Consider the following 25,702-nt stretch of genomic DNA (forward strand, 5'->3'; position numbering starts at 1 on the left):
GATGGCATTAACAATTTCCTACATTATCATCGCAATCTATAGTATTGCTCTTGTTTTAATTTTCTTTTATAGTTTGGCGCAATTGAACCTGTTGTTCAACTACTTAAGTTATAAGAAAAAAAATGAAACAGCCCCCAAGTACAACCTATTAGACCCCAAAGAAATTCCGTTTGTAACCATTCAGCTTCCTGTTTATAATGAGGAGTATGTAATGGATCGTTTATTAGAAAATATTGCAAAATTAGAGTACCCATCAAGTAAATTAGAGATTCAAGTTCTTGATGATTCTACAGATGAGTCTGTAGAAAAGACTGCTGAACATATTAAAAAATTACAAGAGACTGGCTTAGACATTCAACACATAAGACGTGAGAATAGAAGTGGTTTTAAAGCAGGTGCTCTTAAAGAAGGATTAACAATTGCAAAAGGTGAATTTATTGCAATTTTTGATGCAGATTTCTTGCCATCAGCAGATTGGCTAAAAAAGACTATCATCTATTTTAAGGATCAAGAAATAGGGGTAGTGCAAACCCGTTGGGGCCACATTAACAGAGACTATTCTACCTTAACTAGAATACAAGCTTTTGCATTGGATGCTCACTTTACATTAGAACAAGTAGGGAGAAATGCAAAAGGACACTTTATCAATTTTAATGGTACTGCTGGTATATGGCGTAAAGAATGTATTCTTGATGCTGGTAACTGGGAAGGCGATACCTTAACTGAAGATTTAGATCTAAGCTACAGAGCTCAATTAAAGAACTGGAAGTTTAAATATCTTGAAGATGTTGAAACTCCTGCAGAATTACCTGTTGTTATTAGCGCCGCACGTTCGCAACAATTTAGATGGAACAAGGGTGGTGCAGAGAATTTCAGAAAGACAGTTACGAGTGTCGTTTCTTCTAAAAACATCCCTTTTAAAACTAAATTTCACGGGGTAATGCATTTACTTAATAGTTCTATGTTCCTATGCGTATTCATAGTAGCCCTATTAAGTATTCCCATGCTTTATATCAAAAACAGCTATGGCCATTTAGGTTGGATTTTTGAAGTTACAAGTTTCTTTATCGTAAGTACTATTATCTTATTTGTCTGTTATTGGTTTACCTACAAAAGTATACAAGGCAGTAGTTTTGATAATTTCATTGACTATATAAAATTATTTTTCACCTTCTTCTCTATAGCATTAGGTTTCTCTTTACACAATTCTATTGCTGTATTAGAAGGCCATATGGGTAAAAGAAGTGAATTTGTTAGAACGCCTAAGTTTAACTTAGACAATATTAAGAACAGTTGGAAGGGAAATAAATATTTAGCTACCAAACTATCTCCAAACATGATTATAGAAGCAGCATTAATGGTCTACTTCCTATTTGGAATGTATAGTGCTATTCCATTGAATGATTTTGGATTGTTCCCTTTTCACTTTATGTTATTTTTAGGATTCGGATTCGTATTCTTTAAATCACTTACGGCAAGAGCATAAGAATGAAATCATATTGGAAGCTTCATAAAGTTCCAATGGTAATGATGCTTTTAAGTTGCATCTTATATTACATATTCGCATTTCATTTTGAAAGAACCGAATTTACAAAACTAGTAGTCCTTTTTATAGGGCTACTAGTTTTGTGTTTTAAAATAGTACAGTTTGAAAAACTAAACCTAAAATTTATTCTCGTTACAGGAATAATTTTTAGAATTATATTCTTAGTAACAATTCCCAACTTATCACAAGACTTTTATCGATTTATATGGGATGGTGAATTGGTGAGTAACCTTATTAACCCCTATCTAAACATTCCTAATGATCTTATTCTAGATCCCAATCTAGTAATAGACAACGCCAAGGAACTCCTTACGGGGATGGGAGAGTTAAGTCCTAAGTTTCACAGTAATTACCCACCCCTAAATCAGCTTATATTCGCAGTTGCAGCACTACTCGGTGGTAAAAGTATTTTAGGCGCTGTAATAGTTATGCGTATCTCTATAATCCTTGCAGATATAGGAATTGTTTATTTCGGGAGAAAACTATTGCGCAAGCTGAACAAATCACCACATTTAATCTTCTGGTATTTCTTAAATCCGCTTGTAATCATGGAGCTTACAGGAAATCTCCATTTTGAAGGGGTTATGCTATTTTTCTTTGTGTGGTCTCTATACTTATTATCAATGAACAATTGGAAGCTTGCCGCTGTAGTTTACGCTTGCTCTATAAGTATCAAATTAGTTCCGCTTTTATTTTTACCTCTTTTTTTAACTCATTTTAAGTTTAAAAAAAGTGTTGCTTTTTACAGTATCGTAGGACTAAGTATCCTAACGTTACTCCTCCCCTTTTACGCCTCAGAATTCATTGCTAATTATTCTAAGACAGTAGGCTTATGGTTTTCTAATTTTGAGTTTAATTCAAGCATTTATAATGTTGTTAAAACAATAGGCGTAAATTATTTTGATGCAAAACCTTGGGAATTGATCAAAACTTACGGAAAGCTAACGCCTATTATTACTATCTTAACGGTATTAGCCTTTACCTTTTTTAGAAAAAATGACAACCTGAGTACTTTAATAAGCAGTATGCTTTGGATACTTACGATATATTACTTCATATCACCAACAGTACACCCTTGGTACATTATCTTTTTAGTAGTACTTACTTGTTTCACCAACTATAGATACGCTTTAGTATGGTCTGCCACTGTAATTCTTAGTTATTGGGCCTATTCTGATCCTAATTATGTGGAGCATTTAGGAATTCTTACTATTGAATATCTGCTAGTATTTTCTTTTATGATTTACGAATTAAGTAAACAACGTAACAAATTGTAAAGTTTTTGTAAAAATTTAAACACTACTGTTGATAAGTCGATTTTATTTGTACTTTTGACTCATAATGAACAAAAACAATTACATATTCACTACAGACAGATCATTCGCATCTGCCCGTTCATTTACGCCTACACGTCGCCGCCCGTAAGGGTGCACTATAATTATGGAAATAGGTGAGTCCATTTCCGCTAAGTCTCAAAACAACATTTCATTAATATTTTTACTCTTAAATCCTAATTGGCAATGGAATTACTAATTGCTAACGAATCACATTTTAAGTATGCAGAAATTATCTGTGATACGATTGCAGAATCTGCAAAAACTCGTGGTACTGGTATTGCAAAACGCACTCCAGAATATATTCGTAAAAAACTTGAAAACGGTAACGCTGTTATAGCATTAGACGGAACCACATTTGCTGGCTTCTGCTATATTGAAATTTGGGGACATGAAAAATATGTCGCTAATTCTGGTCTTATCGTCCATCCAGACTATAGAGATAGAGGTTTAGCGAAGCAAATAAAGCAACGAATCTTTGAACTCTCGGGAGAAAAATTTCCTGATGCTAAAATTTTTGGTATTACTACCGGATTGGCTGTAATGAAAATTAATTACGAGTTAGGATATAAACCAACTACATTCTCGGAGCTTACTGATGATCCGGAGTTTTGGAAAGGATGCCAAACCTGTAAAAATTTTGATATTCTTACACGTACAGAACGTAAAATGTGTCTATGTACTGCCATGCTTTATGACCCTAAAGCAATATCAAAAAAGAAAGCTGAAGAAGAGAAAGAAAAATTAAACACAAAAGCTTTTAAGCGATTAAAAAGTATAAAAGAATCCCTTTTCCTAAAAAAGAAATAAAATGAAAAAATTAGTTTTAGCCTATAGTGGCGGATTAGACACATCATACTGTGCGAAACATTTATCAAAAGACAAAGGATTTGAAGTTCATGCCGTGAGTGTAAATACCGGTGGTTTTTCAAAAGAAGAAATAAGTCAGATTGAAAAAAAATCTTTAGAATTAGGGGCTACTTCATACAAATCTATTGATGCCGTACAGACGTTTTATGATAAAGTAGTAAAGTATTTAATTTTTGGGAATGTCTTAAAAAATAACACCTACCCACTTTCTGTTAGTGCAGAGCGTATTGTACAAGCTATTGAAATAGTTAACTACGCCAAAAAGGTAGGAGCCAATTATATTGCTCACGGTAGTACTGGCGCAGGAAATGATCAAGTACGTTTTGATATGATCTTTCAGATTATCGCTCCAGAAATAGAAATCATCACCCCTATTAGAGATAATAAATTATCTAGAGAAACTGAAATTGCTTACCTGAAAGAAAACGGAATTGATTATCCTTGGGAAAAGGCTAAATACTCTATCAATAGAGGACTTTGGGGAACATCTGTGGGTGGAGAAGAAACACTAAGTTCTAATAAAGCATTACCGGACAGCGCATACCCTAGTCAACTTCAAGAAAAAGAGCCTGCAGATGTTACACTTACTTTTGAAAAAGGAGAATTAGTAGCTGTAAACGGGATTAAAGATATTCCTGTGGCGAATATAGAAAAACTAGAAGCTATGGCCTCTAAGTACGCCATTGGTAGAGATATCCACGTTGGTGATACCATCATTGGGACGAAAGGTAGAGTAGGTTTTGAAGCTGCTGCTGCTTTAATCATCATCAAAGCGCATCATTTATTAGAGAAACATACGCTTACAAAATGGCAACAATACCAAAAAGAACAACAAGGTAATTTCTATGGCATGTTGTTACATGAAGGTAATTATTTGGATGAAGTAATGCGAAATATTGAAGCTTTCTTGACAGATACTCAAAAAAATGTTTCTGGTGATGTTTTCCTAAGCTTATATCCGTTCCAATTTAGATTAAACGGAATTTCATCTCAGCATGATTTAATGACGGATGCTTTTGGAAGTTACGGTGAAGAAAACAAAGGATGGTCTGCCACCGATGCGAAAGGTTTTATAAAAATTCTTTCAAATCCTGGTAGAATATATAATCATGTAAATGGCAGAGATGAATAGTATCTTGAAATTACTTGAAACAAGGAATCTTTATATCCATTTGATGTTATTTAAAATTTATCTTCAATCAAATGGAAGAACAAAAAATCCAATAAACACAAGTGATTTAAAAAATGAAATTAAGGAAATATTTGGTGATGATTATAGCCATCAAGACTACCTAACTGCGGTTGAATATTTAATATCAGAAAATTTAGTCGAGGACATACAGATGGGTTTAACAATTGGAGGTAGAACATATTTTGAAAATTGGATTAAAGAATTTGAAAATCTTAGCAAAGAGGATCAAGAAAATTTAAACGAAAGTTTATCTCCAAAGGTTTCAAAATTTTTTGAATTAACCGACAAGGTAAGTAAAGTGGCTACATTGGTTACAAAATTAGTTGAATTAAGTAATAAAATATGATCAAAGCAGGCATAATCGGTGGTTCTGGATATACGGGTGGAGAACTTATTCGTATACTTTTAAACCATCCTGAAGCAGAAATAGATTTTGTATACAGCACTACAAGAGCAGGCAAAGAAATTACCACGGCACATCCTGATTTATTAGGACTTACAGACCTAGCATTTACTGATACTGTAAATCTAAATGTAGCTGTTGTTTTCTTGTGCTTAGGTCATGGGAATTCTACAAGCTTCTTAAAAGAACATAGTTTTTCTTCAGATACTAAAATTATTGATTTAAGTAATGATTTCCGCTTACATGCAGATGCTGTATTAGACGGTAAGGAATTTATTTATGGTTTGCCTGAGACCAATAGAGAAAAAATAAAAACAGCTAACTACATTGCAAATCCGGGATGTTTTGCCACAGCCATTCAATTAGCATTATTACCATTGGCCAAAGCAAATCTATTAGGAGATGAAGTCCATATCAATGCCGTTACTGGAAGTACTGGCGCTGGTGTTAGCCCTTCTGGAACTACACATTTTAGCTGGAGAAATAATAATGTGTCTTGGTACAAGCCATTTACACACCAACATTTGGGAGAAATAGGCGAAAGTTTAGCTTCTTTTGAAACCCCCGTGGGAGAGTTATTATTTTTACCCACCAGAGGAAACTTTCCTAGAGGCATACTCGCTACGGCATATACCAAGTTTGACGGTACCTTGGAGGAGGCAATTACCTTGTATAAAGATTTTTATAAAGAAGCCCTGTTTACACAAATCTCAGATCAAGAGATCCACTTAAAGCAAGTGGTAAACACCAATCAGTGTCATATTCATTTACACAAACACAACAATAGATTATTAATTACTTCTGCAATAGATAACTTATTAAAAGGGGCATCTGGGCAAGCAGTACAAAATATGAATCTAATGTTTGGCCTAGCAGAAAATAGCGGGCTAAATTTAAAAGCGGCAGCATTCTAGTACCCATCGGCGGTAAGCGTACACCGAAAAAGAAGATGGTCATTTTAGAAGTCATCAAAATAAATTTCCGCCTTAGCGGCAATGAAAATAAAATTTTTTACAAATGAAAATAGCAATTATAGGAGCAGGAAATTTAGGTCTAGCCATTGCCAAAGGAATTTTAAGTAGCAATGGGGCAACCACCATGTACCTTACCAAAAGAAAAACAGGTAGCATTGAAAAATTTGAGAAGTACGGCAATGTTACGGTAACCTCAGACAATAGGGAAGCTGTATTAAATTCTGATATTTTAATTTTTGCTGTTCAACCCAATCAGTTTGTAAAAATCCTAGGCGAAATAAAAGATCTATTAACCGAAAAGCATGTGCTTATTTCTACGATTACCGGATTTAGTATTGCTCAAATAGAAGCGGTAGTTGGAGATGACCAAAACATCATTAGAAGCATGCCCAATACCGCCATTTCAGTAGGAAAATCTATGACTTGTATTTGCTCTAATGAAAAAGGACAAAAAAGGATTGAATTGGCTCTAGCTATTTTTAATAGAATGGGCCATTCGCTAGAAATTCCAGAAACTCAAATGCAGGCGGCAACTGTAATTTGCGCTAGCGGAATTGCCTTTTGGATGCGTATGATACGTGCTACTACTCAAGGAGCTATACAATTAGGTTTTGACGCTAAAGAAGCTCAAGAGCTAGCCATGCATACCTGTAATGGTGCGGCAGGCCTGTTAATTGAATCAGGAAGCCATCCAGAGGCAGAAATAGATAGAGTCACAACCCCTCAAGGTTGTACGATTCAAGGATTAAACGAAATGGAACATCAAGGATTAAGCTCTTCTTTAATACAAGGAATTGTAGCTTCATACGATAAAATTAGTCGTATTAAAGAAGAAAACAAATAGCCTAATTCGTGTAAAAATAAAACGTAAAAAATGAAACTATTTGATGTTTACCCTTTATATAATGTTACACCTGTTAGTGCTAAAGGGAGTATCGTTACTGATATAAACGGACAAGATTACTGGGATTTTTACGGAGGTCATGCTGTAATATCTATCGGACATGGACACCCACATTATATTAAAAGATTAGAAGATCAATTACATAAAATTGGATTTTACAGCAATGCAATCCAAAACCCATTACAAACAGAATTGGCTACTAAATTAGGAGCGCTTTCTGATTGTGAAGATTATAACTTATTTCTATGTAGCTCTGGGGCGGAAGCCAATGAAAACGCCTTAAAAATGGCGTCATTTATTACTGGAAAATCCAGAGTTATTGCATTTAATAACGGTTTTCACGGTAGAACTTCGGCTGCAGTAGCCGCTACAGATAATCAGAATATAAATGCCCCCATCAACAAACAACAAAAAGTAACTTTCTTACCATTCAATGCTTTTGATGCCTTTGAAAGCGAAATTGAAAAAGGAGATGTTTGTGCTGTAATTCTAGAAGCAATACAAGGCGTGGGTGGCTTAGATGAGCCATCAACCGAATTTTACCAGAAGATTGCTGAAAGTTGCAAGAAACATCATGTCATCCTAATTGCTGATGAAGTACAATCAGGATTTGGTAGAAGTGGGAAATTCTTTGGATTTCAACATCACGACATTCAACCAGATATTATTAGCATTGCAAAAGGTATGGGAAATGGTTTCCCTGTGGGCGGTGTTCTAATTCACGAAAGTATTGAGGCTAAATACGGAATGTTAGGTACTACATTTGGTGGCAACCATTTGGCATGTGCGGCATCTCTCGCTGTTTTAGAAGTTATTGAAAAAGAAGACTTGATTGCCAATGCTGCAAAAATTGGAGTCTATTTTAAAGAGCGTGCTGCAGAAATCCCTCAAGTTAAAAAAATTAAAGGCCGTGGATTAATGCTTGGTTTGGAATTCGATTTTGAAGTATCAGAATTACGCAAAAAACTTATTTATGATCAGCATATTTTTACCGGTGGAGCAAGTAATAAAAAACTGCTGCGTATTTTACCTGCGCTTAACATTTCAGAAAAAGAGATAGATATCTTCTTTGATGCTTTAAAAAAGGAACTAAAGTGAGTTTACTATTAAGTATAGAACAACGGAATAAGGTTTTGAAAACCATGGCGGAATTTATAGCGCTAGAAAAGGAAGCTATTTTAGACGCTAATAAAAAAGATTTAGAGGCCTATACTGGTGATGATCTTGCTATGGGAGACCGCCTAAAAGTTGATGATGCTAAAATTGAAGGGATGATCTTATCCTTACAACAGTTAGCAGACCAAGAAGACCCCTTAGGTGTAGAACGTTTTGGTTTTACCCATGAAAACGGAATTAAAGTAAGTAATAAAACGGCTCCATTTGGTACTATTTGTATTATTTACGAATCCAGACCTGATGTTACCATTGAAGCTGCTGGTATTGCTTTTAAATCTGGAAATAAGATCTTATTGAAAGGCGGAAAAGAATCTTTACAAAGCAATTTGGCCTTAGTGGCGCTTTGGCACAAGGCTTTAGAACAAAATGAATGCGCAACAGACTGGGTTACTTATTTACAATTTAACCGAGAAGAAACCCAAGCTTTTTTACAGCACCCGACACAGAAGATTGATCTTATTGTACCGCGTGGAGGTGAAAAGCTCATCGCTTTTGTAAAAAAACACGCCACCTGCCCTGTTATCATTAGTGGTAGAGGAAATAACTTTGCTTACGTGGCTACAGATGCCGATTTAGAGATGGCTGTTGATATCATTATCAATGCAAAAACAACAAAAATATCAGCCTGTAATGCTTTAGATAAAGTATTAATTGCTGCAGATATGCCTCGGAAATTTGAATTTCTACAACATCTTATTCAAGAATTAAAGAAACGTGATGTAGAGATATTAACCGATCAAACGCTTACTGATTTAGAAGGTTCTACCACTTTTGATACTGAAGCAATTTGGTATGAAGAATTTCTAGATTACAAAATTGTTATTGGGCAGGTTGCAGACGTAACGGATGCCATTCACAAAATTAACACTTATGGTGGCGGCCATTCTGCTGTAATTATCACCTCAAACGAAGAAAAGGCGCAATTATTTATGGAGTCTGTAGATTCAGCTGCGGTATATCATAATGCCTCCACACGGTTTACAGATGGTTTTCAATTTGGTTTAGGAGGAGAACTAGCCATTAGTACAGATAAATTACACCAAAGAGGGCCTATTGGCTTACAGCATTTGGTAACCAATAAATGGTATGTTTTGGGCAACGGACAAGTTAGAAGTTAACAGCAAATGAAAAAGATTCGCGTATTATTAAAAATAGGCTCTAATACTTTAACCAAAGAAACCAATCATATTTCTCGGGGTAAAATAGAAGATATTGGGCGTCAAATAGAACGTCTAAAAGATTCGCATGAATTTATTATCGTTAGCTCTGGAGCTATTGCTGCTGCACGTCAGTTTGTAAAGCTCGAACATAATGGCGAGGATATTAATGTAAAACAAGCACTAGCTTCTATTGGGCAACCGCATCTCATGCGTATTTTTCAGGAGAACTTTCGGGAATTAGGACTGTTTACTTCGCAGTGTCTCTTATCGTATGCAGACTTTGAACATCCTAAATCTAAATTGAATATTAAAAACACCATAGATGTTTTAGTAGCGAATAATTTTATCCCCATTATTAATGAAAATGATACCGTAGCTACCGATGAAATTCAATTTGGAGATAACGATAAACTAGCAGCGCTAACCGCTTCTTTATTGCAAGTAGATTTATTGATCATAGCCACCAATACTGATGGTGTTTACACCAAAAAATCATTAACGGAAACTATGCCAGAAACAATTAAAGAGGTCATTCATTTAAATGAATTAATCAATGAAGTAGGCGATCATAAATCTACACACGGCACTGGTGGTATGCAATCTAAAATAGAAGCAGCAACTATTGCAAAAGCTGCTAACATTGAAACATGGATCATCAACGGACTAAAAGATAATTTTATCACGGATGCCATGAATGGCAAAAGTAATTTTACAAAAATTAAGTAAAGCCTTAAGGCTATAAAAAGTACAGTATCATGAAGCATTACACTAGCATTCAAGACATAGATTCACTCCCAAATTGGGTACAAGAAGCAAGAGCATTAAAGGCAACCCCTAAAGCATTTAAAAATTTAGGCGCAGATAAAACCATTTGCCTATTGTTTTTTAATAATAGCCTTAGAACGCGCTTGAGCACTCAAAAAGCAGCTTCTAATTTAGGTTTAGAAGTCATGGTCATGAATTTTGGAAGTGAAGGCTGGGCTTTAGAATATGGTGATGGTACTGTTATGGATCAAGGTACATCGGAACATATTAAAGAAGCTGCGCAGGTAGTATCACAATTTTGTGATATTGTTGCTATCCGTGCATTTGCCTCTTTAACCGATAAAGAAAAAGACGAAGCAGAGTTAGTCCTTAATGGTTTCAAAAAATATACGAGTATCCCTGTTGTAAATATGGAGAGCTCTGTTGGCCACCCATTACAAGCTTTGGCAGATGCAATCACAATCAGTGAGCAAAATACTAAAGCAAGACCAAAAGTTGTGCTTTCATGGGCGCCACACCCTAAAGCTTTACCACATGCCGTAGCAAATTCTTTCACGGAAATGATGCTAAAACAAGAGGCCGATTTTGTAATTACACATCCAGAAGGTTATGAGTTAAATCCTGAAATTACAAAAGACGCTACTATAGAATACAATCAAGAAAAAGCATTAGAAAATGCAGATTTTGTTTATGTAAAAAATTGGAGCAGCTACAAGGACTACGGTAACGTAATTAATCAAGATAAAAATTGGATGATGACCAAAGCAAAACTAGGAAATGCTAAATTCATGCATTGCTTACCTGTACGTAGAAATGTCGTCGTAGAAGATGCTGTTTTAGATTCTGACCAAAGTATTGTCATAGAGCAGGCTAATAATAGAACCTATTCTGCTCAAATTGTACTGAAAAAAATTCTAGAAAACCTCAACTAATACTGGCAAGTAAGAGGAATAACAAACTTAAAGCGGAAAAATGAAGTCAAATTCACCCGAAAATAAAAATCTTCCCCTTGATGAGAAAAAGAGGAGCTTATCAATTGTAAAAATAGGCGGGAATGTAATTGAAAACACCAGTGAACTTGATAAGTTCTTAGTCCATTTTTCTAAAATAGAAGGTCCTAAAATTTTGGTTCATGGTGGCGGTAAATTAGCCACACAATTAGCGAGTAAACTAGGGGTTGAATCACAATTAGTTAACGGTAGGCGTATTACCGATGGCAAAAGTATTGATATAATTACCATGGTATATGGCGGTTTAACCAACAAAACTATCGTTGCCAAATTACAAGCAAATAACTGTAATGCCATAGGACTTAGCGGTGCAGACGGGAATGCTATACAGGCGCACAAACGCCCCGTTAACGAGATAGATTATGGTTTTGCAGGTGATATAGACGGCGTAAATACAGCGTTCGTTGCCTCCTTATTACAAATTGGCTTAACACCTGTATTTTGTGCATTATCTCACGATGGTCAAGGCCAAATTTTAAATACCAATGCAGATACGATAGCTTCTGAAATTGCGATAGGCATGGGAGATACCTTTGAGACCACACTGTATTATTGCTTCGAAAAAAAGGGAGTCCTTTTAGATATTAAAGATGAAAATTCTGTTGTAACACATATCAACAGTGAAAAATATAAAGAACTACTAGCGCAAGAAATTATTGCAGACGGTATGCTTCCAAAGCTAGAAAATTGCTATCATGCTTTACACCATAACGTACACAAAGTATGTTTGGGTGATATAGAAATGATACAAGAAGATGCACAATTGTTTACCACAATAACCTTATAATCATGAATCAAAAGCAACTAACAGAAAAAGCAATAGCTTTACTAAAACAGTTAATCAGCATTCAATCTTTCTCAAGTGAAGAAGATAAAACGGCCGATGCTATTCAAGATTGGTTTACATCCTTTGACATTTCATTTACAAGAGATAACAATAATGTCTATGCGAAAAATAAACATTGGGACGACACAAAACCAACATTGCTTTTAAACTCGCACCATGATACTGTAAAGCCAAATCAGGCGTATACCAGAGATCCTTTTTACCCACATATTGAAGATGGTAAATTGTATGGTTTAGGCAGTAATGATGCTGGAGGTTGCTTGGTTTCTTTATTAGCTACCTTTTCACATTTTTACGCTTCTGAAAATTTAAATCATAATATATTAATGGTCGCGTCTGCAGAAGAAGAAAGTGCGGGAATAAATAGCTTAAGAGGCCTTTTACCTTCACTACCTCCTATAGATGTTGCTATTGTAGGTGAGCCAACATTAATGAATTTAGCTATTGCAGAAAAAGGATTAGTGGTTTTTGATGCGGTAGTTAAAGGAACGCCTTCTCATGCGGCACATCCTAATACCGATAATGCTATTTACAATACGATTGAAGTTCTAGAATGGTTTAAAAACTATAGCTTTGAAAAAACATCAGAGGCATTAGGAGAAGTGAAAATGACGGTCACCCAAATCAAAGCTGGGAGTCAACATAATGTAGTACCCTCACAAGTAGATTTAGTAGTAGATGTTCGTGTAAATGATTGTTATACCAATCTAGAAGTAGCTAACTTACTTAAAAAAGAAGCTCCGTGCACCTTACAAGAACGTGGTTTAAAATTAAACTCGTCTAAAATTGATAAAAATCATGCTTTGGTACAATCAGGAATTGCATTAGGAAGAGAAACCTATGGGTCTCCTACCCTTTCTGACCAAGCAGCTCTCACCTGCCAATCTTTAAAATTAGGTCCAGGTGATAGCACCCGCTCCCATTCGGCAGATGAATTTATTTATGTGAATGAAATAGAAGAAGGTATAGATTTGTATATTAAAATTTTAGAAGGATTTATTGAACAGAATTGAGTACTAAGTACAAATTATTAAGTTTCGCTTGATATTCACCTTTGTACTTAATACTAACTACTTAATACTTAAGATTATGAAACTTTGGGATAAAGGATTTAGCACCGATAAGAAAATTGATCATTTTACCGTGGGTAATGATCGTGAATTAGATTTATTATTGGCTAAATATGATGTAATAGCATCTACAGCTCATGCCAAAATGTTAGGCAAAATTGGCTTACTAACAAAAGAAGAAACAGAGAGTCTTGTAAAAGAGCTCGCTACTATTGGTGAGAGTATTGAAAAAGGAGAATTTGTTATTGATGACTCTTTTGAAGATATGCACTCTAAAATAGAGTATATGCTTACTGAAAAGTTAGGTGATACTGGCAAAAAAATACATACAGCGCGTTCAAGAAATGATCAGGTTTTAGTAGCGATGCATTTGTATTTGAAGAATGAATTAGCGGAAATAAAATCTGAAACAAAAATTCTCTTTGACTTATTATTAAATCTAGCTGATAAATATAAGTCGGTTTTAATTCCTGGGTATACCCATTTACAAATTGCAATGCCCTCTTCTTTTGGCCTATGGTTTTCTGCCTATGCCGAAAGTTTAATCGATGATTTATATTTTATTGATGCTGCATATAAAATAGCAGACCAAAACCCTTTAGGTAGTGCTGCCGGATACGGTAGTTCTTTTCCTGTTGACAGAACTTTTACAACACAAGAAATGGGTTTCGCTAATTTAAAATATAATGTTGTTGCCGCACAAATGGGACGTGGTAAAGTAGAAAAAGCTACTGCCTTTGGAATTAGTAGTGTTGCCGCTACCCTTTCTAAAATGGGAATGGATATTTGCCTTTATATGAGTCAGAACTTTAATTTTATTTCTTTCCCAGATGAGCTTACTACAGGTTCTAGTATTATGCCGCATAAGAAGAATCCTGATGTTTTTGAATTGGTGAGAGGTAAATGCAACAGACTTCAGGGAGTTCCTAATCAATTAGCTCTAATCTTAACCAATCTACCTAGTGGATATCACCGAGATTTACAATTGGTAAAAGAAGTGATTGTACCTGCTATTCAAGATTTAAGGGCTTGTATAGAAATCTTAACGTTCAGCTTAAAAGAAGTTAGAGTAAATGAAAACATTTTGGAAGACCCTAAATATGATTATCTATTTAGCGTAGACACTTTAAATGAATTGGTCTTAAGTGGCATTCCTTTTCGCGATGCGTACAAACAAATGGGGACTGAAATTCACGAAGGTAGGTTTACGCCTAAACGTGATATAAAACATACTCATGAAGGCAGTTTAGGCAATTTATGTTTAAATGAAATTCGTAAAAAAATGAACGACATAAGCTAACATTTCAACGGAACAACCAAATACATCGTTTTATAATAACTCCTTATAATGGGTGATTTTTTACAACAATCACCCATTATTCGTTTTCTTTTTCTTCTTCTATTATTTGGTCAAATGCAATTTTCAGATCTTCGGCGGTTGGTTCTGGTAGCTTTTGCATAGCTGCTAGCGCAGGTTCAAAAGTAAACTTAGCGTAAAATGGAAAATGATCAGAACCAATTTTTGATCCCCTATGCACCTCTTTAATTCTAAAATGAGCCGATGCGAATACATGGTCTAAAGGCCAACGCATAAACCAACTTTTAGCATTATAGGTACTGTAAAAACCTCGCCCTTTTCGCAAATCTAAAAGTCCGCTTACCTTTTGAAACAAGGTAGTAGTCTCAGACCAGGCAACATCATTAAAATCACCCAATACAACGACAGGAAATTTAGATTCTCTAGCTAATCGTGTAACTTTCATCATCTCTGCATCCCGGTCTACTGAAGAAGGACTGTGCTGTGGGGCTGGCGGGGCTGGGTGAATTGCGTAGAGTTGTATGGTGTCTTTAGTTTCTAATATTATTTGCGTGTGAATTGAAGGAATCGAATCTTCAACCATATAATGCACAGCAGCGTTGTGTGATTCCAATTTAGAGAAAAATACCATTCCATAAGTATTCTCCAAAGGCACCTCAACGGTATACCTATAAGTTTCTGCTAACTCTTTTTTTAATATATTTATCCATCGAGTGTTCGTTTCTGTAAAAACCATAAGATCTGCATCATTACTTTTAATATCAGATAATAGCTCTTTTATTTTTTTATTCTCTTGTAGCACATTTGCCGTGTAAATACTAAGCTCATTAGATGCAGAAGGGTTGGAATTCTGAACCTCATAATGAGCAAATGCTGTGTACGGATATATTTTCAAACTCTGAAATACAAAGCATAGTCCTAAAACAAGCACGAAGAGGTAATCTATAAAATTTCCAAAATTAAACTTAAGAAAATAGACCAGTAGTGCTAACAACGTTAGCAACGTAAGCTGAAGGTGTGGAAAATCAAAAATGCGAATGTACCATTGGTTTGCCGAGATATACGGAAATAATGTCAAGAGGATTGAAATAACCCCAAAAACCCTAAGAAACACCTTGATTTTCATGGAACATATTTAAAAAAATTATTGACTTAATACCTTCTACGATTTTAAAGTTTTTAGATTATTTCTTTTTCGCTTTCTACTTTTTAAATATTTATAGCCCATATATCCAAATTGAGCACCTATAAGTACCAGTTTTATTTTTTTGCTTTTGACAAACAATTTTGCCATTCCTATTAGTGGAGTAATCTTCATAATTTTTGTTTTAAAGGCAAGGTACTTTTGATTACAAAAAGTTTTTAGTTCAAATCAATTAAATCTTAACGTAACAACGTGTTCCATTAGGTACACTGATTTTCACTGTTTACAGGGGGAATAGGCAAAACCCTTTCTACTAATTTTGCCTCGTTCACCGCTATTAACTGCTTGTTTACAACAAATACTTCTACAATTGAAGCTCCCTTGTAATCTTTGAAAAAATCAACCACAATTTCTTTTACATCTCACTATTATGATTAAACATTTACTCACGATAATTCTCGTTTTTTTAAGTTTTAATCTCTTCGGACAAAATTTTACGGCACTTTGGGACACACAACAGACGAGTACGGGCTCTTCTGCAGCGGATCAAATAGAGATCCCCACTAACCCCGCATTTACCTATAACTATATGGTAGATTGGGGAGATGGTAGTTCTGACTCTAATGTTACTGCAAACATCATACATACTTATACCTCTCCTGGAATATATACCATAAGTATTAGCGGCACTTTCCCCGCCATTTATTTTAATGACGAAGGAGATACAGATAAAATAATTGAAATTTTAACTTGGGGTACTATTGAATGGCTCAGCATGGAAAATGCATTTTATGGCTGTACAAACTTAAATTTTGACTTAATTGACGCTCCAGATTTATCACAAGTAACCACATTACAAAATATGTTTTATGGGTGTACTTCTTTTAATGGTATTGTAAACAATTGGGATGTAAGTACAATAACCAACTTATCTGGACTTTTTAAAGGCTGTAGCACATTTAACAGGCCATTAGATTTATGGGATACAAGCAGCGTTACAGATATGTCTGAAACATTTTATAGCGCCAATAGTTTTAATGAACCTTTAGATAATTGGAATACAGCATCAGTAACTACCATGTATCGCATGTTTTACAATGCAAGTAGTTTTAATCAAGATATTAATAATTGGATTGTATCTAATGTTACCAATATGTCTGGGACATTTTACAGTACAGGAAATTTCAATAGCCCATTAAACAATTGGATTGTTAGCAATGTTACGGATATGTCCTCCATGTTCAATAGCTCTATTTTTAATCAATCTATAGGTAATTGGGATGTTTCTCAGGTTACAAATTTTTCAAGTATGTTTCAAAGAAACAGGAATTTTAACCAGCCATTAAATTCATGGATTGTAGATAACGCTACAAATATGTCTAGTATGTTTGATGGTTACTATTGGGGTCAAGCATACAATTATCCTTTAGACAGTTGGAATGTAACTAATGTAACTAACATGAGTAATATGTTTAGAGATAACTCAAACTTTAATCAAGATATTACCGGCTGGGATGTAAGTAATGTTGAGAACATGAGTGGTATGTTTGAAGATACAGATGCTTTTAATCAAAACATAAGTGCTTGGATTGTAAGTTCTGTTACTAACATGGAAAAAATGTTCTATGATGCAGCCGCCTTTGATCAACCTTTAAACACTTGGGATGTAAGTAATGTTATAAGTTTTAGAGAAATGTTTTACAGAGCCAAAATTTTCAATCAACCTTTAGATAATTGGGTAATAAATACTGGTACAACTATGTACGGTATGTTTTCCTATACCGAAGCATTTGACCAAGATATTAGCGGCTGGGATGTTAGCAATGTTTCTAACATGTACGCCATGTTTAGTAACGCTGCAGTGTTCAATCAAGATATAAGTGGCTGGGATACAAGTTCCGTGACAAATATGGCTAATATGTTTTATAGAGCCTTTTCTTTCAATCAAAATATTGGTAGTTTCAATATCTCTGCTGTATCCAACTTGTCAGGAATGCTTTCTGAAAGTGGAATTTCTCAAGAAAATTATGACAATATTTTAATTGCATGGTCTGGTCAAACAGTGAAACCAGGTCTTACATTAGGGGCCACAACTTTACAATATTGTGATGCTTTGACACAAAGACAAAGTTTAATTGATACTCATGGTTGGACGATTACTGGAGATGATGTAAACTGTTCCTATGTTTTGTGCACTCAAATTACGATGCCACATTCTGGCGACACGTTCACACCAGCAAATAGTGATATTCGTTGGGATCCAGCACCAAATGCTACTGGGTACAGAATTACCTTAGAAGTAGAACGTGGAGGCACACGAAGTTACGTAAATATTAGCGGCACCCCCGCCAATAATTATGATGTTGGTAATGTGGTAGGCTTAGATTTTACGAATGAATTTACTGTTGGAGATACTGTTTATGTCACTGTAGTTCCGTATAACGCAGAAGGACCCGCAACAGGTTGCTCCGAAATAAGCTTTACGGTTGTTGAAAGTTGGGTAAACAGTCCAGACGCATTTAAGCTTACCTATGATACCAACTTAGATAATTCATACACCTCCGATAGTAATCAATTAAGAATTGGAACTAATTCGGGATTGAGTTATGATTACTCCATAGATTGGGGAGATGGTCAATATGACAACAACGTAACCGGCTCCATTACACATACCTATTTAACACCTGGTATTTATACGGTATCTATAATAGGTGAATATCCTGCCCCATACAATAGATATACTACTGGAGATGCTTATAAACTACTTTCCATAGACCAATGGGGATCACAAGTTTGGCAATCAATGCAACGGGCATTTTATGACTGTGAAAATATGGAATATAATGCAACAGACGTTCCTACTCTTACCAATGTTACTAGCATGTCTGAAATGTTTTATGACTGTAATGTATTTAATGGAAATATAAACAATTGGAATGTGAGTAATGTTACAGATATGACTTCTATGTTTTCATCGGCATCCATATTTAATCAACCCTTAGATACTTGGGACGTGAGTAATGTAACTAGCATGGATAGCATGTTTGCTTATTCCGATGAATTTAATCAAGATATAACAGGTTGGACTACAAGTAGTGTAACCACCATGTCAAACATGTTTGCAGGAACAGAAGATTTTAACCAAGCCATTGATCTCTGGAATGTAAGCAATGTGACAGATATGTCTTATATGTTTAGCAATGCCGATTCTTTTAATCAACCACTAGACTCATGGGATGTTTCTAAGGTTGAAACTATGCAGAGCATGTTTTATGACGCCTCTGTTTTCAATGCTAGCATTGATGCTTGGGATGTTTCTTCCGTAACCACTATGTATCGCATGTTTCGATCCGCCTCAGTTTTTAATCAAGCTTTAAACAATTGGAACCCCTTATCATTACAAACCACTAGAGAGATGTTTTATGGCGCCGATGCTTTTGATCAACCGATTGATCAGTGGGATGTCACTAGTGTTTTAAATATGGCTAGCATGTTCTATAGTGCGGATAGTTTTAATCAAGATATAGACAGTTGGGGTGTCACCAATGTTACCGATATGTCTTTCATGTTTAGTAATGCCGTAAGTTTTAATATGCCCTTAAATAGTTGGGACGTCAACTCGGTTGTAAATATGTCTAGCATGTTTGAAGGGGCTTCTGTTTTCAATCAGCCTTTAGAGCAATGGGAAGTTAGTGCCGTTGCCAATATGAGTAACATGTTTGAAGATGCCATAGCATTCAATCAACCCTTAAACACATGGGATGTAAGTTCTGTTACTTTGATGCCTTCTATGTTTGAAGGAGCTACAGTCTATGATCAAGAAATGTATGATTGGGATGTTGCCGTAGTGACCAATTTTGAAGCAATGTTCAAAAATGCTGCAGCATTTAATAAACCCTTGAATATGTGGAAAACTGGCGAAGCATTAACTATGGAAGCAATGTTTTATGGTGCAACACTTTTTGACCAAGATTTAGATAGCTGGAATACCACTTTTGTAACTACAATGGAAGATATGTTTAGAGCTGCTAGCGCTTTTAACCAATCTTTAAATTCTTGGAACGTTGCTTCTGTGAGGACTATGGAAAGTATGTTTGAAAATGCCATAGCTTTTAACGAAAATATAGATGGTTGGAATGTAAGAGCTGTAACCACTATGGCTGATATGTTTAGTGGTGCTACAAGCTTTAATCAATCTTTAAATAGTTGGCGAACCAATAATGTAACCTCTATGGATAGAATGTTTCAAAATGCTACTGCACTAGATCAATCTTTTGACCAGTGGTTAATAGGAGACGTTTCTATGAGAGCCATGTTTCATGATGCCACAGCACTGAATCAATATTTCGGTGATTGGGACATTAGCGGGGTAACCAATATGTTAAACATGTTAGATGACACTGCATTGTCTCGAGAAAATTATGACAATACATTAATTGCATGGTCAGAACAAACCTTAACACCAGGAATTACTTTAGGTGCAGCAACTTTACCTTATTGCGATGCTCAAGAAGAAAGACAATCTATGATTGACATCTATGGATGGACCTTTAGTCTTGATGTGCGCGACTGCCCTATTCCTTCATGTACACAACTACTATCTCCTTTAAATGGCGCTATTGACGTTCCCGTAAATACAAATATTACTTGGGAGCATGCGCTTTATGCACAAGGATATCATTTAACCGTAGGTACTACTACCGGTGGCATTGATATTTTGGATAATGAAACAATTACTAATGAAACATTTTATGAGTTTACCTCCGATTTTAATACAGGAGATACGGTATATGTAACCTTAATTCCTTTTAATGATGAAGGTGATGCCGTAGGGCCATGTTTAGAAGAAAGTTTCACCATCTCTAATACTTCTGCAACTATTCCAAATTGTACAACACTTACACTACCTGTTGATGGCGATACGAATATTGCAATAGATACAGACCTTAACTGGACTGCTATTAGCAATGCCGATGGCTATAAAATAACAGTGGGAACGACTGTTGGTGGCTCAGATATTTTAGACAATGAAGATGTTGGTAATAGTATTACATATGATTTTACAAGTGACTTAGAAGAAGACACTACATATTACGTAACAATTACGCCCTATAATGAAGAAGGGGAGCCTCTTGGCTGTTCTGCAGAAAGTTTTACAACAGAATTTATTCCTGTAGCACCGGCTTGTACAAGTTTGGCAAGTCCATTTAACGGAGCTACAAACGTGGCTATCACTGCCGATTTATCTTGGAATTTAGTTCCAAACGCCACAGGATATCTAGTTAGTGTAGGAACTACCACAGGAGGAATTGAAGTGGTCAATAATATAAACGTAGGGAATATGACCACCTATAGTTTTACAGATGATTTACGCGCTAACAGAATGCATTATGTTACGATCACCCCTTATAATGCAGTAGGTGATGCTTTAGGCTGTAGTGAAGAAACTTTTACCACTGGTGATGGTAGTCCAACCGTACCTGGCTGTACTACTTTAACTACTCCCTTAAATAGTGCTACCGATGTGGCTATTGATAGTGACCTTAATTGGAATTTAGTGAGTGATGCCACTGGATATAAATTAACAGTAGGCACTACCCCCGGTGGTACAGACATTTTAAACAATGAGGATGTAGGAAATACAAATACGTATGATTTTACCGCTGATTTTGATGAAGCAACTACTATATATGTTTCAATTACCCCGTATAATGCTGTAGGTGATGCCACAGGTTGCGCAGAACAATCATTCACTACAGAAACCCTACCTACAGTTCCCAATTGTACCATGCTTTCTACGCCAACAAATACCGCAAACAATATCGCCTTAGATACTGAACTTACCTGGAATATAGTTAGTGATGCCACAGGTTATATCCTAACGGTTGGAACCACCTCTGGCGGTACCGATATTTTAAACAATGAAGATGTGGAAAATACAAACACATACAACTTCACTGCAGACTTCGATGAAGCAACAACTATCTATGTGACCATAACACCCTATAATACCGTAGGTAATGCTACAGGTTGTGCAGAAGAATCGTTCACGACCTTAACGACACCCACCATTCCTAATTGCACTACACTAGCTGCTCCATTATCTGGCGCAATTGATGTGGCTATTACAACCGATTTGACTTGGAATGCTGTACCAAATGCAGACGGATATAAAGTAAGTGTAGGAACAACTTCTGGAGGGACAGATATTTTAAACGATGAAAATGTAGGGAATACAAACAGCTATGACTTTACTGCAGACTTCAATGAAGCAACAACTATATATGTGACTATTACACCTTACAACACTATAGGTGATGCTATGGGATGTACAGAAGAATTTTTCACGACTGAAATTCTAACAATGATACCAAATTGCACCTCTCTAATTGCTCCCTTAAATGGCGAAACAGATGTAGCCATAGATTCTGACTTAACTTGGAACACAATAGCAAATGCAGACGGCTATAAATTAACGGTAGGAACAACTTCTGGCGGAACAGACATTTTGGACAATGAAGATGTAGGAAATATAAACACCTATGTATTTAGTACAGACTTTGAGGAGGCAACTACGATCTATGCTTCCATAACACCTTACAACGCAGCAGGAGATGCTACAGGTTGCACCGAAGAATCATTTACCACGGAAACCATCATTAGAATTCCGAATTGTACATCCTTAACAGCCCCTACAAATGAAGCCATAAATGTAGCTACAGATGTATCCGTTAGTTGGGAAGCAATTACAAATGCAGATGGTTACCGCATTTCTATGGGAACAACATCTGGCGGAACAGATATTTTAAACAATGATGATGTTGGCTTATTAACCTCTTACGAACTAATGGACGATCTTCCTTTTGAATCTACTATTTATGTTACCATAACAGCTTACAACTCATTTGGTGATGCTGTTGGTTGCTCTGAGGAATCTTTTACAACAGAAATAGAACCTTTAATAGCATCAGAATATGGATTCTCACCCAACGGCGATGGTATCAATGAGTTTTGGGAAATAAAAGGTATTGAAAACAGTCCAGACAACATTGTCAATATTTATAACCGCTGGGGAGATTTAGTATTTACTATAGCCAATTATGATAATCAAAGTAACGTATTTAGAGGTGAAGCAAATAAACTTCTAAAATCTGGTGCAGGCACATTACCTAATGGAACGTATTTCTTTGATATACAAATTACAGGGACACATAACTTAAAAAAATTAAAAGGATTCGTAGTCCTAAAGCGATAATAGCATGATATACAAAAATAAAATTTCAGCTTTAGTAGCTATCGTATGTTTACTAGTAGTAACCACTAATACTGCCTTTAGCCAGCAAACGCCAACATTTTCTGAGTATAACTACAATCCGTTTATTATAAATAGTGCGTACGCAGGGCTCACACCAAATACTGAAATTGCCGTTAGTAATTCTGGGTATTTTAACGAGTTTGAAGGTAGCCCCAAAAGTTTTTCACTCAGTGGACAAGGGCAAATAAATAGAGGAAAAGTAGGCTTAGGAGCTGGTATTATACGTGACCAAATTGGCGTTACGACCTCCACTAGCTTTTTTGGAGCGTACTCTTATAAAATATTTTTCGATTTTGAAAACAATAGACCTTATTGGCAACACTACTCTCCTGGCGTTCTTTCATTCGGGATAACCGCAGGTGTACAACAATATCAAGATAATTTATTAGAATTAGGAATCATGGACGATCCAAATTTTTCTGAAAACATTACGGCAACAATTCCTACTATTGGCCTAGGCTTCTTGTTTAACCATGCTTCCTTTTATGTTGGTGCCTCTGCCCCTAATGTATTGGGAGATGCCTTAGCATCGGACGATAGCTTAAACCTTACTAATCCTATATACGGGTATTTTGGGTACCGTTTTTTCAACAACATATTTAAGGATATGATGATTAAACCAAATGTGCTTTTAAAATATGAAAATGGCGCTCCACTACAAGCAGATTTAAACGTAGCGGTTAGTTTTAAAAATAAGTTTGAAATAGGAGGAGGTTACAGAACAAGCTCTTCTCTTAACCTATTGGCCGGAGTATATCTTTTTGATAGCGTCCGGTTTATATATAATTACAACCTAAGTACCAACAAATCTCCGTTAGGAAATACACATGGGTTTGTACTTAGTTATCAATTTGGTGAAGGGTATGCTATTGATTAAGTTCTTCTAATTAAGGTTGTTGCTTCTTAAAAATGCTTAGAAGCATGTGAAAACAATAAATAATTTGAGCTATTATAAAAAGTAGTATTCCCAGATAATTTAAAGTTTCAGAATATACTGTAATCTCATAAAATCGTTTTGTAGAACTTAAAAAATTCACATTACTGTATTCTAATAGTATCAATGTGATGGCTAATAAGCTCATCCACACATGAATCCTACTTAACCAAGAAAAGATTCTTTTGTTATAAAAATTCAAGAGAAAGTAACCCATACCACAGACAAAAAACCAGTACCCCAAAACCTGCAGTAGTGAACTTTTAGAGAGTACATAATACGTATCATAATAGCTTATATCAATCGTTGAATCATCGTTAAAAAAATAGTTCAACAAATAAATAACAAAACATAGCGCAGTAAAAAACCAAAGAATAATATGCGGTTTTTCTTTGAGTGAGCATATATTTTTAATATTCAACATATAGCTAATCTACTTCACCCTTACTTTTAATACCGTTGCTGTAGTAATATTTATAAAGTAAATTGTTTGCGCTACAAAAAATAGTAAGATTGATGTCCAAGCAATTACAGATTCGACACCATCGTTGTTGGTAAATTGATCAACAACGATACCTAGCAAACTTAATAACGTGGCAATCAAATGAATTTTAGTCAGGGAATAGATTGGTGTTATCTCATATTTTTGTAAAATAAAATACCCGAATCCACATAGCAAAAACCAAAGAGATCCTAATAGAAAAATATGTGAATGCGCTACTACTAAATACGTTTCCCCTAAAGTCAATAGAAAATTAGTATCAATCTTAAAGAAATACGAAATGCAGCACCCTATTGCTAGCAAGGCCCCTATAAACCATAAAACTAAATGCGGCTTGTTCTTTAACATGTTGAGCTCCTATTATTTTATCATTCCTAAATTGATAATTTCTTGCTCAGTCAGAGGTCTCCAATGTCCTCGTGGTAAATCTTTTTTAGTAAGTCCGGCGTAAACCACAAGGTCTAGCTTAACGACATCATAGTCTAATTTTTCAAAAAGTCTACGGACAATATTGTTTCTAGTACTAAATATTTCTATACCAACTTGTGTTTTCGGAGCATTCTCGATATAACTAATATCTTGTATTCTTACAATACTCTCTTCTATCTCAATACCTTCCTTTATCCGTTTAAGGTCTGTACTTTTCAAAGGCTTGGTTAATTCTACGTGAAAAATTTTACGCAACCCATTTTTAGGCGAATTTAAACGAGCCGTTAAATCACCATCATTGGTAAATAACAATAAGCCTGTTGAAGCCTTATCCATTTTACCTACAGGAAGTAATTTTGCTTTTGATGCATTAGAAACTAAGCCCATTGCAGTACGATTACCTGAACCATCTCTAGTAGATGTAGCAAAATCTTTAGGCTTGTTTAATACGATATATTCTTTTTTGATTGGATTTAAAAGTCTACCATCAAAACGAACTTCGTCTGTTAGCTGAACTTTATATCCCATTTCAATGATAGGCTTGCCATTAACGGTTACACTACCTGCAGCAATATAGATATCTGCTTCTCTACGAGAACAAACACCTGAATTTGCTACATACCTATTTAGTCGTAGAACATTTGGGTTAGAAGGCTTTCTCGTTTCTATCTTCTTCTTAATGGGAGCGTTACCTCTCGCATAACTTTTCTTTCTAAATGTTCCCCCTTCTCTTCCTGATGACTTATTATCATTGTTGGAATCTGACCTACTCATAACTAAAATATTTCCGCAAAGGTAATAAAGGAAAT

The 25,702-nt window shown here is 35.4% G+C and carries 19 protein-coding genes; 16 read left to right on the forward strand and 3 right to left on the reverse strand.

Going from position 1 to position 25,702, the window contains the following annotated elements:
* Position 1 precedes the first annotated feature (1 nt).
* The 14 genes from M666_RS02605 to argH all read left to right on the forward strand — a co-directional run bounded on the left by M666_RS02605 (position 2) and on the right by argH (position 14,551).
* Positions 2-1,486 carry a cellulose synthase family protein gene (locus tag M666_RS02605; protein ID WP_024479025.1) on the forward strand — a complete coding sequence of 495 codons (1,485 nt, stop codon included), beginning with the start codon at positions 2-4 and terminating at the stop codon, positions 1,484-1,486.
* Positions 1,487-1,488: 2 nt separating this feature from the next.
* Complete coding sequence (locus M666_RS02610) at positions 1,489-2,823, forward strand: MptA/MptB family glycosyltransferase (RefSeq protein WP_039325047.1); 1,335 nt, start codon at positions 1,489-1,491, stop codon at positions 2,821-2,823.
* A gap of 243 nt (positions 2,824-3,066) precedes the next feature.
* Positions 3,067-3,690: a GNAT family N-acetyltransferase gene (locus M666_RS02615; RefSeq protein WP_024479027.1), complete on the forward strand. Its 624-nt coding sequence runs from the start codon at positions 3,067-3,069 to the stop codon at positions 3,688-3,690.
* Position 3,691: 1 nt separating this feature from the next.
* Positions 3,692-4,882: an argininosuccinate synthase gene (gene argG, locus M666_RS02620; RefSeq protein ID WP_024479028.1), complete on the forward strand. Its 1,191-nt coding sequence runs from the start codon at positions 3,692-3,694 to the stop codon at positions 4,880-4,882.
* Positions 4,866-5,288: a hypothetical protein gene (locus tag M666_RS02625; RefSeq protein WP_151198018.1), complete on the forward strand. Its 423-nt coding sequence runs from the start codon at positions 4,866-4,868 to the stop codon at positions 5,286-5,288. Before argG ends, M666_RS02625 begins: the two co-directional genes overlap by 17 nt.
* Positions 5,285-6,259, forward strand: a complete 975-nt coding sequence (gene argC / locus M666_RS02630) for an N-acetyl-gamma-glutamyl-phosphate reductase (RefSeq protein ID WP_029444975.1) — start codon at positions 5,285-5,287, stop codon at positions 6,257-6,259. Before M666_RS02625 ends, argC begins: the two co-directional genes overlap by 4 nt.
* 103 nt (positions 6,260-6,362) lie before the next feature.
* Positions 6,363-7,163, forward strand: a complete 801-nt coding sequence (gene proC / locus M666_RS02635) for a pyrroline-5-carboxylate reductase (protein WP_024479031.1) — start codon at positions 6,363-6,365, stop codon at positions 7,161-7,163.
* Between the two features lie 30 nt (positions 7,164-7,193).
* Positions 7,194-8,321, forward strand: coding sequence for an aspartate aminotransferase family protein (locus M666_RS02640; protein ID WP_029444976.1), 1,128 nt, complete (start codon positions 7,194-7,196; stop codon positions 8,319-8,321).
* A complete protein-coding gene (locus M666_RS02645) occupies positions 8,318-9,517 on the forward strand; it encodes a glutamate-5-semialdehyde dehydrogenase (protein WP_024479033.1) in 1,200 nt (399 codons plus the stop codon). Before M666_RS02640 ends, M666_RS02645 begins: the two co-directional genes overlap by 4 nt.
* Before the next feature lie 6 nt (positions 9,518-9,523).
* Positions 9,524-10,285 carry a glutamate 5-kinase gene (gene proB / locus M666_RS02650; protein WP_029444977.1) on the forward strand — a complete coding sequence of 254 codons (762 nt, stop codon included), beginning with the start codon at positions 9,524-9,526 and terminating at the stop codon, positions 10,283-10,285.
* 29 nt (positions 10,286-10,314) lie between these two features.
* Complete coding sequence (locus M666_RS02655; protein ID WP_024479035.1) at positions 10,315-11,256, forward strand: Rossmann-fold NAD(P)-binding domain-containing protein; 942 nt, start codon at positions 10,315-10,317, stop codon at positions 11,254-11,256.
* Positions 11,257-11,296: 40 nt separating this feature from the next.
* Positions 11,297-12,121, forward strand: a complete 825-nt coding sequence (argB, locus tag M666_RS02660; protein ID WP_029444978.1) for an acetylglutamate kinase — start codon at positions 11,297-11,299, stop codon at positions 12,119-12,121.
* A gap of 2 nt (positions 12,122-12,123) precedes the next feature.
* On the forward strand, positions 12,124-13,194 hold the full coding sequence (locus M666_RS02665) for a M20 family metallo-hydrolase (RefSeq protein WP_029444979.1): 1,071 nt from the start codon (positions 12,124-12,126) through the stop codon (positions 13,192-13,194).
* A gap of 76 nt (positions 13,195-13,270) precedes the next feature.
* Complete coding sequence (argH, locus tag M666_RS02670) at positions 13,271-14,551, forward strand: argininosuccinate lyase (protein WP_029444980.1); 1,281 nt, start codon at positions 13,271-13,273, stop codon at positions 14,549-14,551.
* Between the two features lie 76 nt (positions 14,552-14,627).
* On the opposite strand, the gene M666_RS02675 is transcribed toward argH, so the two are convergent.
* Positions 14,628-15,695 (reverse strand): endonuclease/exonuclease/phosphatase family protein, encoded by a 1,068-nt coding sequence (locus tag M666_RS02675; RefSeq protein WP_029444981.1) that lies wholly within the window; start codon positions 15,693-15,695, stop codon positions 14,628-14,630.
* Positions 15,696-16,143: 448 nt separating this feature from the next.
* Between M666_RS02675 and M666_RS19880 the strand changes: the two genes are divergently transcribed.
* Entirely contained in the window at positions 16,144-22,968 is a 6,825-nt protein-coding gene (locus M666_RS19880; RefSeq protein ID WP_029444982.1) for a BspA family leucine-rich repeat surface protein, read from the forward strand.
* Positions 22,969-22,972: 4 nt separating this feature from the next.
* Positions 22,973-23,905 carry a PorP/SprF family type IX secretion system membrane protein gene (locus M666_RS02695; protein ID WP_029444983.1) on the forward strand — a complete coding sequence of 311 codons (933 nt, stop codon included), beginning with the start codon at positions 22,973-22,975 and terminating at the stop codon, positions 23,903-23,905.
* A 490-nt stretch (positions 23,906-24,395) separates the two neighbouring features.
* Here M666_RS02695 and M666_RS02700 read toward each other — a convergent pair whose 3' ends face one another.
* Positions 24,396-24,812, reverse strand: coding sequence for a hypothetical protein (locus tag M666_RS02700; RefSeq protein WP_029444984.1), 417 nt, complete (start codon positions 24,810-24,812; stop codon positions 24,396-24,398).
* Positions 24,813-24,824: 12 nt separating this feature from the next.
* On the reverse strand, positions 24,825-25,667 hold the full coding sequence (locus tag M666_RS02705) for a pseudouridine synthase (protein WP_029444985.1): 843 nt from the start codon (positions 25,665-25,667) through the stop codon (positions 24,825-24,827).
* Positions 25,668-25,702 lie beyond the last annotated feature (35 nt).

The sequence above is a fragment of the Cellulophaga baltica 18 genome, from assembly GCF_000468615.2.
Lineage (GTDB): Bacteria > Bacteroidota > Bacteroidia > Flavobacteriales > Flavobacteriaceae > Cellulophaga > Cellulophaga baltica.